Raw genomic sequence first — 12,756 nt, 5'->3', positions numbered from 1 at the left:
CGCGCCAGTGCCGATCCTATGCAGCCTGTCGTTCGCCGACCTCGGAGTGGCTTTGCCGCAATTCGACGCCAAGCAGTTTCTCGCCCATTGCGCCCGCAAGCCCGGTGTCTACCGGATGCTGGACGACGATGGCGGGGTGCTCTATGTGGGTAAAGCCCGGGACCTTCGCGCCCGGCTGAACTCCTATTTCCAGAAAAACGTCACCGGCGCCAAGACCCGCGCGCTGGTGAGCCGTATCGCGGGCGTGGAGACCACCGTCACCGCCAGCGAGGCGGAGGCGCTGCTGCTCGAGCAGTCGCTGATCAAGTCGCTGCGCCCGCCGTACAATATTCTGCTGCGCGACGATAAATCCTACCCCTATATCAAGATCACCACCTCGGACGAGTACCCGCGCATCACCTTTCATCGCGGCAAGCGCGGGCCGGGCAGCCGCTATTTCGGGCCCTATCCGAGTGCCGGCAGCGTCCGCGAAACCCTGGCGCTGGTGGAGAAGGTGTTCCGCGTGCGCAACTGCCGGGACAGCTTCTTCCGCAACCGCACACGGCCGTGCCTGCAGTACCAGATCGAGCGCTGCACCGCGCCCTGCGTGGATTTCGTCAGCCGTGAGGCGTACGCCGAGCAGGTGCGCATGGCGATGGATTTTCTCTCCGGGCGCAGCCGCCAGGTCAGCGACCACCTCACCGAGCAGATGGAGAAAGCCGCCGAGCAGCTGGATTTCGAACGGGCGGCGGAACTGCGCGACCAGCTCGCCGCCATCCAGGCGGTGCAGCAAAAGCAGAACGTGGAAACCGACCGTGGCGGCGACGTGGACGCGGTGGCGATCGCGGTGCGCCACGGGCTGGCGGTGGTGGAAGTGCTGATGGTGCGCCAGGGCAGGGTGCTCGGCCACCGCAGCTTCCGGCCGGACACCCGCGGCGAGGAAGACAGCGATGAAATCCTGGAAGCCTTCCTGGCCCAGTACTACCTGGGGGAACGCGACGACCAGTCGATCCCCAGGGAGATCGTGCTGCCCGGCGCGCTGCCCGGGCAGGCGGCCCTGCAGGAAGCCATGGAAACCCATCTCGGCCGCCGCATCCGGCTGGCCGCCCGGGTGCGCGGCCAGCGCCAGGCCTGGCTGAACATGGCGCGGACCAACGCGGACCAGTCCCTGCACGCGGATCTGGCCGCCCGGGAGCATCTCGAACAGCGCTTCCATGCACTGGAAACGCTGCTCGAGGCGGACACCCCGATTCGCCGCATCGAGTGTTTCGATATCAGCCACACCCAGGGCGAGCGGGCGGTGGCGTCCTGCGTGGTGTTCGACCAGCAGGGCGCGCGCAAGGCGGACTACCGCCGTTTCAACGTCAGCCCGGAGCACGGCGGTGACGATTACGAAGCCCTGGAGGAAGCGGTACGGCGCCGCTACCAGCGGGTGGTCAAGGAAGAAGCCAAGCTGCCGGACCTGTTGCTGATCGACGGTGGCAAGGGGCAGATGCAGCGCAGTTTCGAGGTGATCCAGAGCCTGCACCTGGACAACCAGGTGCTGGTGATGGGCATCGGCAAGGGGCCCAGCCGGCGCCCGGGCCTGGAAGTGCTGTACCTGCCCGACGGCCGCGAGCTGGTGCCCGGCGGTGCCCACGCGGCGCTGCACTTATTGCAGCAGGTGCGTGACGAGGCGCACCGCTTCGCGATCACCGGCCACCGCGCCCGGCGCGGCAAGGCCCGCCGTTCCGGATTGGAAGACATTCCGGGCGTCGGCCCCAAGCGGCGCAAGGCGCTGCTGAACCATTTCGGCGGCTTGAAGCAGCTGCGTAACGCGTCGCGGGAAGAACTGGCGCGGGTGGAGGGCATCAACGCCCAGACCGCCGAGACGCTGTACAACTGGTTTCACGAATAATCAGCGGCGATGCCTTCGCCCCGGCCGTTTCAACAATGAGGCCGGCGTCGCTTTCCGTTATACTCACGTTTTCCGCCGACGGCATAGAAGTTATCCATGTCCAAGCACGCTCCCATTCTCAACCTGCCCAACATTCTCACGCTTATCCGGGTGGCTGCCATTCCGGTGCTGGTGGCGGTGTTCTACCTGCCTTTCTGGTGGAGCGATCTGCTGGCCGCGGCGCTGTTTCTGGCCGCCGGCCTGACCGACTGGTTGGACGGCTACCTGGCCCGGCGTCTCGGCCAGACCAGCCCGTTCGGTGCGTTTCTCGACCCGGTGGCGGACAAATTGATCGTGGCGGTGGCCCTGGTGATGCTGGTGCAGACCCACGCCAGCGTCTGGTTCGCGGTGCCGGCGATGGTGATCGTATCCCGGGAAATCACCGTGTCCGCGTTGCGTGAGTGGATGGCGGAGCTGGGCGAGCGCGCCAAGGTGGCCGTCAGTTCGATCGGCAAGATCAAAACGGTTACCCAGATGGTGGCGATCACGTTGTTGCTGGCGCTCAAGCCGGAGCACAGCGCGGACAACCTCACCATTGTCATGACGCCGGGGCTGTGGCTGGCTTACGGCTGTTTGTACCTGGCCACCGCGCTGACGCTGTGGTCCATGTTCTCCTATCTGCGCGCGGCGGTGCCGCAATTCACTAACCCGGGCGGCGACCGCGACGGCTCGTGAACGGGGCGGGTTGAAGGCCCGGCACGACTGCGCAAAGTTTGTCCAAGATATTGAATCGGCAGCAAAAACAGTCTTGACAGAGACCCGCGCTCGGGTAGAATGCGGCTTCGCGTTCGGGGCAACCCGGCGCTGGAAAAAAGCGGGAATAGCTCAGCTGGTAGAGCACAACCTTGCCAAGGTTGGGGTCGCGAGTTCGAATCTCGTTTCCCGCTCCAGATTTCCAACCTCGGCCCAAGCCGGGGTTTTTTGTTCGTACAGGTTTAACGGCGCGGTGGCAGAGTGGTTATGCAGCGGACTGCAACTCCGTATACGCCGGTTCGATTCCGACCCGCGCCTCCATTCCCAGGCCTGCATCTGTTGTGTAAAGTTCGGCATGACCTGCGGGTATGGTGAAATTGGTAGACACAAGAGACTTAAAATCTCTCGGCCTTATGGCTGTGCCGGTTCGAGTCCGGCTACCCGCACCAACTTCTCCCTTCCGGCTCCTCCCTTCGCCTTTTATTGCCGCCTTGAATCGCTTTCTGGTACTTTAATGCTTTAGTCTTATTCCTGCGGGAAAGCACGAATACCGGGGCAATAGCATAACGCCATAACAAACCTCGGATTCAGGGGGAAACGGTTAATGACTGGGTTTCAGCATCTGTCCGTGCGGCTGAAGATTTTGTCCGTGGCGGGCTTGGGGATCTTCCTGTTCCTCGCTTACTTCTTGTACAGCTACTACATCGCGGAAACCAATATTGATCATCTGCGCCAGGTGGAGAGCCACGACTTTCCGGTGCTGGAACTGGTCAACGCCAACAATGTGGAATTCCTGGCGATCAGCGATGCCTTCGACGACGCCATCAGCCAGGCGGACGCCGGGCTGCTGGACGAGGCCCGGGAACGCTCCGACCGTTTCCTGGAACGCCTCGGCGATATCGAGCGTCTCGACCCCACCCTGAGCGCGCCGGTGGACGATTTGCGCTCCGCCTTTATCACCTACATCACCGTCGCCAACGACACCGCCACCGGGCTGGTTGAAAATCCCGGCGCGCGGGTCGATAGCTACGAAGCGCTCACCGAGATGCAGCGCCTGGAGCAGCAGTACACCGACGAGCACGGCGCCTTCGAGCAACAGCGATACCAGAGCTTCCGCGATAACCTCAACGCCAGCCGCGAAGACAATAAAAGCACTCAGTTGATCGGCCTGGCCCTGGGCAGCGTGGCGTTCACGCTGCTCGGTTTGATCGCCCTGCGCGTCACCCGTTCCATTACGCGCCCCCTGGAAGACGCCATGGGCGCCGCGGACAGCATCGCCAGCGGCAACTGGGACACCGAGATCCGCAGCGACAGCCGTGACGAAACCGGCCACCTGATCCGCGCCATCCGCAAAATGCGCGACACCCTGAAAGCGCGCACCGACGAGGACCGGCGCCAGGAGCAGCTGAAAAACCAGCTGTCCGAACTCAACGCCCTGATGCGCGGTGATCTGAGCATCGAACAGCTGGGCAACAATCTTCTCTCCTATGTGGTGCCCACCCTGGAAGCCCAGGTCGGCGCCTTCTATACCTTCGACACCGACAGCGAAACACTGCGCCTTTCCAGCGCCTACGCCATGCAGCGGCGCAAGCAGCTGGCCAACGAATTCCGTCTGGGCGAATCCCTGGTCGGGCAGAGCGCGCTGGAAAAGAAAACCATTATTCTTGAGCAGGTGCCCGAGGAGTACATGCTGGTGGGCTCCGGCACCGGCAACGCGGCACCGCGCAACGTCATGGTGCTGCCGATTCTTCACGACGATGAATTGAAAGGCGTGCTGGAAGTGGGCGCCTTTCAGTCGTTTTCCGAGTCCGACACCGCCTTCCTGGAGCAGGGTGCCGCCCTGATCGGCGTGGCCCTGCACAGCGCCCAGAACCGGCTGCGGCTGGCCGGCATGCTGGAGCAGACCCAGCAGCAGGCGCGCGCGCTGGAAGCGCAGAAAGAGGAGATGGCCCAGGTCAATCAGGACCTGGAAGAGCAGGCCATGGAACTGTCCGCCTCCGAATCGCGTCTTCAGCAGCAGCAGGAAGAACTGAAAGCGATCAACGAAGAGCTGGAATCCCAGACCCAGGCCCTGCGTGCCTCGGAGGAGTCCCTGCAGGCCCAGCAGGAAGAGCTGCGCGTCACCAACGAGGAACTGGAAGCCCAGGCCAAGGTGCTCGGCGAACAGAAAGCGGAAATGGGGCAGAAGAACAAGGAACTGGAGCTGCTGCACCAGGAGCTGGAGGACAAGATCAAGGAGCTGGAGCTGTCCTCGAAGTACAAGTCCGAATTCCTCTCCACCATGTCCCACGAGCTGCGCACGCCGCTGAACTCGATTCTGATTCTGTCCAACGCCCTGGGGCAGAACAAAAAGGGCAACCTGGACGACAAGCAGGTGGAGCACGCCCAGGTGATCCACTCCGCCGGCGCCGACCTGCTGTCACTGATCAACGACATCCTGGATATTTCCAAGATCGAGGAGGGCAAGATGGACGTGATGGTGGACGCCATCGCGCCGTCGGAGCTGTGCGATCACTTCCAGCGCCACTTCAGCCACATCGCCGAGAACCGCAACGTGGCCTTCCACGTGGCCCGGGGCGAGGGGCTGCCGGCCAGTTTCTATACCGACCGTCAGCGGCTCGAGCAGATTCTTAAGAACCTGCTCTCCAACGCGCTCAAATTCACCGACGACGGCTCGGTGACCTTGAGCATCGAGCGCCCCGGCGAGGACGAGCGCATTCCCGGCCGCATGGACCGTGCCAGCACGCTTAAATTCGCGGTCACCGACACCGGCGTGGGCATCCCCGAGGACAAGCAGAAGCTGATCTTCGAGGCCTTCCAGCAGGCCGACGGCACCACCAGCCGCAAATACGGCGGCACCGGCCTGGGGCTGACCATCTCGCGGGAGCTGGCGCGTCTGCTGGGCGGCGAAATCAGCCTGCACAGCGACGGCCCCGGCACCGGCGCCACCTTCATGCTCTACCTGCCCAAAGGCCATGCCGGGCAGGGCGAGCAAGCGGATGACGGGGCGGCGCCGGCGGAACCAGTGGACATCGGCGCCAACGCCGAGGCACACACCGCCGCCAATCTGCCGCTGGAAGGTCAGGACGACGACGGTTTCGTGGTCCGCGAAAAGACCGTGCTGGTGGTCGAGGACGACGGCGAGTTCGCCAACGTACTGGTGGATCTGGCGGCGGATTACGGCCTGGAAAGCCACATCTGCCATGACGGTGAAACCGGTCTCGAGTACGCACGCCGCTACCGGCCCAGCGCCATTATTCTCGATATCGGACTGCCCGGCATCGACGGCTGGGAGGTGATGGAGAAGCTCAAGGCGGACGCCCGCACCCAGGATATTCCGGTGCACTTTCTGTCCGGCAAGGACGAGCGCAAGAAGGCGCTCGATCTGGGCGCCATCGACTTCCTCGCCAAGCCGGTCAGCCAGGAGCAGATGCTCAGCGCCTTCGCCAAGATCGAAACCGCCATCGAGACCAATGTGCGGCGCCTGCTGGTGGTGGAGGACAGCGCCATCCAGCACGAAAGCATCCGCGAGCTGTTCGACCAGAAGGGCGTGCAGATCACCGCCGTCACCAGCGGCGAGGCGGCGCTGAAAGCCCTCGGCGAAACCGTCTACGACTGCATGATTCTGGATCTGACGCTGCCGGACATGAGCGGCTTCGAACTGCTCGAACGGCTGCACGGCAACGACGCCTACGAGGCGGTGCCGGTGGTGATCTACACCGGCAAGGACCTGACTCGCGACGAGGAAGCGCGGCTGCGCAAGTACGCCGACCGCATCATCCTCAAGACCGAACGCTCCCACGAACGGCTGCTCAACGAGGCGTCGCTGTTCCTGCACTGGCTGGAGTCCACCTTGCCCGCCCACCGGCGCGGCAACCCGGAGCTGATCGAACACCGCGACGACATTTTCGAGGGCAAGAAGCTGCTGCTGGTGGACGACGACATGCGCAATATCTATGCGCTGTCCGCCCAGCTGGAAGAGCTGGGCTTCGATATCCACCTCGCCAACAACGGCCGCGAAGCCCTGGAAGCGCTGGACGAAAGCCCGGACTTCGACATTGTCCTGATGGACATCATGATGCCGGAGATGGACGGCTACGAAGCGATGGCGCATATCCGCAGCCAGCCGCGCTTCGCGGCGCTGCCGGTGCTGGCGCTCACCGCCAAGGCGATGAAGGACGACCGCGCCAAGTGCCTGGACGCCGGCGCCAACGATTACTGCTCCAAACCCATCGACATGAGCAAGCTGACCTCGCTGATGCGGGTCTGGCTGCATAAATAGGAGTGCCCGCAGTGGAACCGCAGCCGGCGATCAGCGATGAACAGGTGCAAGTGGAGGATATCGAGATCCGGCTGCTGCTGGAGGCGATCTATCAGCTCTACGGCTATGATTTCCGCTCCTACAGCCCGGCGTCCATGCGCCGGCGCATCATGCACCGGCTCACCATGTCCGGCTTTTCCACGGTGTTGGAGATGACCGACCGGGTGCTGCGCGACCGGCAGTTCTTCGTCACGCTGCTCAACGACCTCACCGTCAACGTCACCGAGATGTTCCGCGACCCGGAATTCTACAAGGCGTTCCGCGAGGAAGTGGTGCCGGTGCTGAAGACCTTTCCGTTCATCAAGATCTGGCACGCGGGTTGCTCCACCGGCGAGGAAATCTACTCGATGGCCATTCTTCTCGAGGAAGAGGGGCTCTACGAGCGCGCCATGCTGTACGCCACGGACATCGACAAAAACGTCCTGGCGGCGGCCAAGAAAGGCATCTATCCGATCCATGCGTTCAAGCAGTACACGGACAATTACCGCCGCGCCGGCGGCCGTCAGTCGCTCAGCGACTACGCCACCGCTCGCTACGACAGCGTCATCATGGAGCAACGCCTGAAACGCAATATCGTGTTCGCCGACCACGATCTGGCCACCGATCAGGTGTTCGGTGAAATGCATGTGATACTCTGCCGCAACGTTCTGATTTACTTTGACCGGCCCCTGCAACAGCGCGTGTTCAAGCTGTTCGGAGAAAGCCTGGATATGGGCGGCTTTCTGTGCCTGGGCACCAAGGAAAGTCTGCGTTTCAGCGGCAATGAAGAGTCGTTCGACGTGGTCAATCGATCACTGCGGATTTTCCGCAAAAGACAAATGCGTCCCAACGCATAACAGACACGCTTAATCGAGAATAATGATGATCGAGCAGAAACTGCTGTTGGTTGATGATCAACCCGCCAACCTGGTCTCCCTGGAAGCGATTCTGGAGGATGAGGGGCGTACGCTGTTGAAGGCCGAGTCCGGCCAGGAAGCGCTCAAAATTCTGCTCAAGGAAGACGTCTCCCTGGTACTTCTGGACGTCCAGATGCCCGGCATGGACGGCTTCGAGGTGGCGGAATTGATGCGTCAGCGCAAAGACACCCAGACCATCCCCATTATCTTCGTCACGGCGATCAGCAAAGAGAAAAAATACGTGTTCAAGGGCTATCAGGCGGGCGCCGTGGACTACCTGTTCAAACCGCTGGACCCGCTGATCCTCAAGAGCAAGGTGAATTTTTTCCTGGAGCTGGACCGGCAGCGCCGCGAGCTGCAGGTGAAACTCAAGGAGGCCCAGGCGCACCGGGCCGCCTATGAGGCGGAGAAGCGCAATCGCGGCCAGGGGGAGTAAGTGCCCGGCGCGACGCCCGTTAAAGCGGTCGTTATGGGGGCATCCTGGGGTGGCTTGAACGCCTATTCCTCGGTGCTCGCCAGCTTGCCTGAAGGCTTTCCCGCGGCCATCATGTTGGTCCAGCACCAGAACGCCAGCACCGAGAACAGGCTGGCCTGGCTGCTGGCCCGCTACAGCCGGCTGCCGGTGGTGGCACCGGAAGACAAAGAGCGCATCCGGCCCGGGCACGTCTATGTGGCGCCGCCCGGCTACCATATGCTGGTGGACGCGGATGAAACCATTGCGTTGTCCATGTACCGGGCGGTGCATTTCTCCCGGCCGTCGATTGACGAGTTGTTCTTTTCGGCGGGCCACGTGTATGGCAAAAAGGTGATCGGGGTGATCCTCACCGGCGCCAACGAAGACGGCTCCGAGGGTCTGGACTATATACGCCGCCGCGGCGGGCTGACCCTGGCTCAGTCGCCGCAGAGCAGCGAGGCGCCGGCCATGCCGGAAGCCGCGATAACAAAGGGATCGGTGCGGGAAGTGCTGGATCTGGAACGCATCGGCCCGTATCTGGCGGAATTCTTGATTGGGTTGCAAGATGAAAAAACAGAACATCCTGGTCGTCGATGATCACCGGGAGAACCTGATCGCCATGGAGGCGTTGCTGGAGGCCGAGGACCGCAACCTGGTCATGGCCGGCTCCGGCAACGAGGCCCTGGCGTTGGCGCTCAAGCACGATTTCGCGCTGGTCCTGCTCGACGTACAGATGCCGGAGATGGACGGCTTCGAGGTGGCGCAGCTGATGCGCCAGAACCGCAAGACCCGGCACATCCCGATTATCTTCGTCACCGCCATCTCCAAGGAACAGAAGTACGTGTTCGAGGGCTACCGGCACGGCGCCGTGGACTATTTGTTCAAGCCCGTCGATGAACAGATTCTCGATGCCAAGGTCAATGTGTTTATGGAGCTGGACCGCCAGCGGCGTAAGCTGCAGCAGGCGGTGGTGCAGATGAAGCGCCTCAAGGACGAGAACGAGCGCCTTCTGCACGCCCTCGGCGAGTCGGTGGTGGGCGCCGACGCCGACGGCCAGGTGACCTTTTGCAATGAATCCGCCTGCGCGCTGCTGAACGTGGAGCGCGACACCCTGCTGGGCACACCGGTGACGCCGCTGCTGTTCGGCCAGGGGGAATGGCGGGATTCGCCGGTTCTGGCCCGCTGCGCCGAGGGGCGGCACTGGGAAGACGACCTGGATGTGTACCCGTCCGGCGACGATGAGCCGGTGCCGCTGCGGGTGCACGCCAACCCGGTGCTGCGCGAGGGCGGCGAGTTCACCGGGGTGGTGTTCATGCTGCGGCCGCGGGAAGCGGAGGCCGGCGACGACCGCCGCGAGCGCCGCCGCCACCCGCGCAAGCGCATGTTTCATGAACTGGTGGTGTTCGACCGCAGCACCGGTGGTAACGTGGGCCGGCTGACCAACTTAAGCGTCGGCGGCTTCAAGCTGTCGTTGCGGCGGGACGTGGCGCCCAGCGAGCAGCTTCAATTGGGGATGGTGCTTCCGGACCAGATCGGTGGCGTCAACACGATGAGCTTCAACGCCAGGGTGGTGTGGAGCGAGGCACTGGACGAGCCGGGGGAATACCACGCCGGTTTTCAGTTCCTGGATCTCTCCGACAGCAACGGCGAGATCGTGGAAATACTTATGGAAAGGTATTGATGTATGAGTGAAGCAGTCATGGAGCAGTCCGAGCTGCCGGAAGTGGGCGACGGCCCGCTGCTGTTGCCCTACGGCTACGCCCGCCGGTTCGGTGTGCTGCTGCGGGAAAAAGACGGCCGGCGTGAACTCTGTTGTCGCGACGACGTGTCGCTGTCGGCGGTGGCCGAGGTGCAGCGCTGGCTGGGTGGGCTGCCCGCCATCGTGCGGCTGGACGACGGCGCCTTCAGCGCCGCCATGGCGATCACCTACGAGCAGCAGCGCGGCGCCGCCGCCGAGGCCGCCGACAACCTGGAAGGCCTGGACCTGGCCAGCCTGGCGGACTCGCTGCCGGAGACCTCGGACCTGCTGGAGCAGGAAGACGACGCCCCCATCATCCGGCTGATCAACGCCCTGTTCCAGGAAGCGATCCGCGAGGACGCCTCCGACATTCACATCGAAACCTTCGAACGCCGCCTGGTGGTACGCATGCGGGTGGACGGGGTGCTGCGCGAGGTGCTCACCCCCAAACGCGAGCTGGCGCCGCTGCTGGTGTCGCGCATCAAGGTCATGGCGCGCCTGGACATCGCCGAGAAGCGGATCCCCCAGGACGGCCGCATCTCCCTGCGCCTGGGCGGCCGGGACGTGGACGTGCGGGTCTCCACCATGCCTTCCAGCAACGGCGAGCGGGTGGTGCTGCGTCTGCTCGACAAGCAGGCCGGCCGCCTGCAGGTCTCCCACCTGGGCATGGGCGACGTCTGCGACCAGCACATGCGCGAGCTGATCCACAAGCCGCACGGCATCATCCTGGTCACCGGCCCCACCGGTTCCGGTAAGACCACCACGTTGTATGCCTCGCTGACCGAGCTCAACGACAGCACCCGCAACATCCTCACCGTGGAAGACCCGATCGAATACCAGCTGGAGGGCATCGGCCAGACCCAGGTGAACACCAAGGTGGACATGACCTTCGCCCGCGGTCTGCGCGCCATTCTTCGCCAGGACCCGGACGTGGTGATGGTGGGCGAGATTCGCGACCTGGAAACCGCCGAGATCGCGGTGCAGGCGTCCCTCACCGGTCACCTGGTACTGTCCACCCTGCACACCAACACCGCGGTGGGCGCGGTGACCCGTCTGCAGGACATGGGCATCGAGTCGTTCCTGCTTTCAAGCTCGCTGCTCGGGGCCCTGGCCCAGCGCCTGGTGCGGGTGCTGTGTCCGGACTGCAAACGCCCCTACCAGCCCAGTGAAAGCGAACGCCGCATGCTCGGCCTGGCCCCGGACCAGGACGTGACCCTGTACCACCCGGAGGGCTGCGAGACCTGTAACAACCAGGGCTACCGGGGCCGTACCGGCATCTACGAGCTGGTGATCATCGACGACGCCATGCGCGAACTGATCCACGAACGCGCCGGCGAGCTGGAGATCACGCGGCACGCCCGCAAGCTGACCCCCAGCATCCGCGAGGACGGCTGGCGCAAGGTGCTGGCCGGCGACACCAGCATCGAAGAAGTACTGCGCGTCACCAAGGAAGACTGATGCCCGCTTTTGAATTCCGCTCCCTGGATCACCGGGGCAAAGTAAAACGGGGCACGCTGGAGGCGGACAGCGCCCGCCATGTGCGCCAACAGCTGCGTGGCAAGGGCTGGGTGCCGCTGGAGGTGTCCGAGGCCAAGGACCACCATTCCGGGGGCGGTCTGTCGGCGCGCCTCTCCGGCACCGGCAAGCTCAAGGGCGGCGAACAAGCGCTGATCACCCGGCAGATGGCGACCCTGCTGAAATCCGGCCTGCCGGTGGAGCAGGCCCTGGGCGCGGTGGCCAAGCAGGCCGGCAACCCGCGCGTGGAAAAAATCGTCATGGCGGTGCGTGGCAAGGTGCTGGAAGGCTTCAGCCTGGCGCGGGCCCTGGCGGAATACCCGCGTGCCTTCCCCGAAATGTACCGCGCCACCGTGGCGGCCGGGGAGCAGAGCGGCCACCTGGAGCAGGTGCTGGAGCAGCTCGCCGACTACCTGGAAACCCGTGACGACACCGGCCGATCCGTCAGTCAGGCGATGATCTATCCCGCCTTCATTATGACATTTTCGGTTCTTATCATCGGCTTCCTGATGGCGTTTGTGGTGCCCAAGATGGTGGCCGTGTTCGACAACCGGGAACAGGCCATGCCCTTTATCACCGTGGCGGTGATCGCGCTCAGCGATTTCGTGCGCGCCTGGGGCTGGCTGCTGGCGCTGGTGGTGGTGGGCGCCGTGGTGGCGTTTTCCCGCGCCATGCGCGAGCCGGCGTTCAAAATGCGCGTTCACCGCCGGTTGGCGGCGCTGCCGCTGATCGGCACCATGATGCGGGCCTCCGACAGCGCCCGGCTGGCCAGCACCCTGGGTATCCTGGGGCGCTCCGGCGTGCCGCTGGTGGACGCCCTGTTCATCGCCGCCCAGGTGGTCGGCAACCTGGCGATCCGCGAGGCGGTGGTGATCGCCGCCGCCCGGGTCCGCGAGGGCGGCAGCCTGAGCCGGGCCCTGGAAACCAGCGGCTATTTCCCGCCCATGCTGGTGCAGATGATCGCCAGCGGCGAAACCAGCGGCGAGCTCGACAACATGCTCACCCGGGCGGCGGATTACCAGGAACGGGAACTCACCAGCACGGTCCAAACCATGGTGGGGTTGCTGGGCCCGCTGATGCTGTTGACCATGGCCGGGTTCGTGATTCTCATTGTTCTGGCGGTAATGCTGCCTATCATGCAGATGAACAATTTCATGGCCGGCTGACCGCCGGCAAAAAGAAAAAGCGCAATCCCCAAAAACAAGGAAGTGACTTCCAGACAAC

At 63.7% G+C, this 12,756-nt stretch carries 9 protein-coding genes and 3 tRNA genes; all 12 read left to right on the top strand.

Translation table 11 applies throughout. From position 1 onward, the window contains the following. The first annotated feature begins 52 nt into the window (after positions 1 to 52). The 12 genes from uvrC to gspF all read left to right on the top strand — a co-directional run bounded on the left by uvrC (position 53) and on the right by gspF (position 12,698). Positions 53 to 1,876, top strand: coding sequence for an excinuclease ABC subunit UvrC (gene uvrC / locus ISO4_RS09365; RefSeq protein WP_194856022.1), 1,824 nt, complete (start codon positions 53 to 55; stop codon positions 1,874 to 1,876). 96 nt (positions 1,877 to 1,972) lie between these two features. After that, positions 1,973 to 2,590 (top strand): CDP-diacylglycerol--glycerol-3-phosphate 3-phosphatidyltransferase, encoded by a 618-nt coding sequence (gene pgsA / locus ISO4_RS09360; RefSeq protein ID WP_142948774.1) that lies wholly within the window; start codon positions 1,973 to 1,975, stop codon positions 2,588 to 2,590. Positions 2,591 to 2,729: 139 nt separating this feature from the next. Beyond that, a tRNA-Gly gene (locus tag ISO4_RS09355) sits at positions 2,730 to 2,805 on the top strand. Positions 2,806 to 2,855: 50 nt separating this feature from the next. Further along, positions 2,856 to 2,929: transfer RNA gene (locus tag ISO4_RS09350), tRNA-Cys, on the top strand. A 41-nt stretch (positions 2,930 to 2,970) separates the two neighbouring features. Beyond that, positions 2,971 to 3,057: transfer RNA gene (locus ISO4_RS09345), tRNA-Leu, on the top strand. A gap of 155 nt (positions 3,058 to 3,212) precedes the next feature. Further along, entirely contained in the window at positions 3,213 to 6,890 is a 3,678-nt protein-coding gene (locus ISO4_RS09340) for a response regulator (protein ID WP_194856021.1), read from the top strand. A gap of 11 nt (positions 6,891 to 6,901) precedes the next feature. After that, positions 6,902 to 7,765 (top strand): CheR family methyltransferase, encoded by an 864-nt coding sequence (locus ISO4_RS09335; protein ID WP_142948772.1) that lies wholly within the window; start codon positions 6,902 to 6,904, stop codon positions 7,763 to 7,765. Between the two features lie 25 nt (positions 7,766 to 7,790). Continuing rightward, the gene (locus ISO4_RS09330; protein ID WP_067612917.1) at positions 7,791 to 8,261 is read left to right on the top strand and encodes a response regulator; all 471 of its coding nucleotides are present in this window, start codon (positions 7,791 to 7,793) and stop codon (positions 8,259 to 8,261) included. Then, positions 8,262 to 8,876 carry a chemotaxis protein CheB gene (locus ISO4_RS09325; protein WP_255442432.1) on the top strand — a complete coding sequence of 205 codons (615 nt, stop codon included), beginning with the start codon at positions 8,262 to 8,264 and terminating at the stop codon, positions 8,874 to 8,876. Next, a complete protein-coding gene (locus ISO4_RS09320) occupies positions 8,845 to 9,960 on the top strand; it encodes a response regulator (protein WP_142948771.1) in 1,116 nt (371 codons plus the stop codon). The genes ISO4_RS09325 and ISO4_RS09320 overlap by 32 nt, the downstream gene beginning before the upstream one ends. Before the next feature lie 3 nt (positions 9,961 to 9,963). Continuing rightward, complete coding sequence (gene gspE, locus ISO4_RS09315; RefSeq protein WP_142948770.1) at positions 9,964 to 11,475, top strand: type II secretion system ATPase GspE; 1,512 nt, start codon at positions 9,964 to 9,966, stop codon at positions 11,473 to 11,475. Next, a complete protein-coding gene (gene gspF / locus ISO4_RS09310; protein ID WP_194856020.1) occupies positions 11,475 to 12,698 on the top strand; it encodes a type II secretion system inner membrane protein GspF in 1,224 nt (407 codons plus the stop codon). Before gspE ends, gspF begins: the two co-directional genes overlap by 1 nt. The last annotated feature ends 58 nt before the right edge of the window (positions 12,699 to 12,756 follow it).

Origin of the sequence: Alloalcanivorax venustensis ISO4, assembly GCF_015356855.1 — a bacterium.
Taxonomy (GTDB): Bacteria; Pseudomonadota; Gammaproteobacteria; order Pseudomonadales; family Alcanivoracaceae; genus Alloalcanivorax; species Alloalcanivorax venustensis.
This window is presented reverse-complemented; position numbering and strand designations above follow the sequence as displayed.

Coding starts and splice junctions, on each gene's coding strand:
- pgsA (WP_142948774.1), top strand. CDS start 1,973: ATGTCCAAGCACGCTCCCATTCTCAACCTGCCCAACATTCTCACGCTT.
- ISO4_RS09340 (WP_194856021.1), top strand. CDS start 3,213: ATGACTGGGTTTCAGCATCTGTCCGTGCGGCTGAAGATTTTGTCCGTG.
- ISO4_RS09330 (WP_067612917.1), top strand. CDS start 7,791: ATGATCGAGCAGAAACTGCTGTTGGTTGATGATCAACCCGCCAACCTG.
- ISO4_RS09320 (WP_142948771.1), top strand. CDS start 8,845: ATGAAAAAACAGAACATCCTGGTCGTCGATGATCACCGGGAGAACCTG.
- gspE (WP_142948770.1), top strand. CDS start 9,964: ATGAGTGAAGCAGTCATGGAGCAGTCCGAGCTGCCGGAAGTGGGCGAC.
- gspF (WP_194856020.1), top strand. CDS start 11,475: ATGCCCGCTTTTGAATTCCGCTCCCTGGATCACCGGGGCAAAGTAAAA.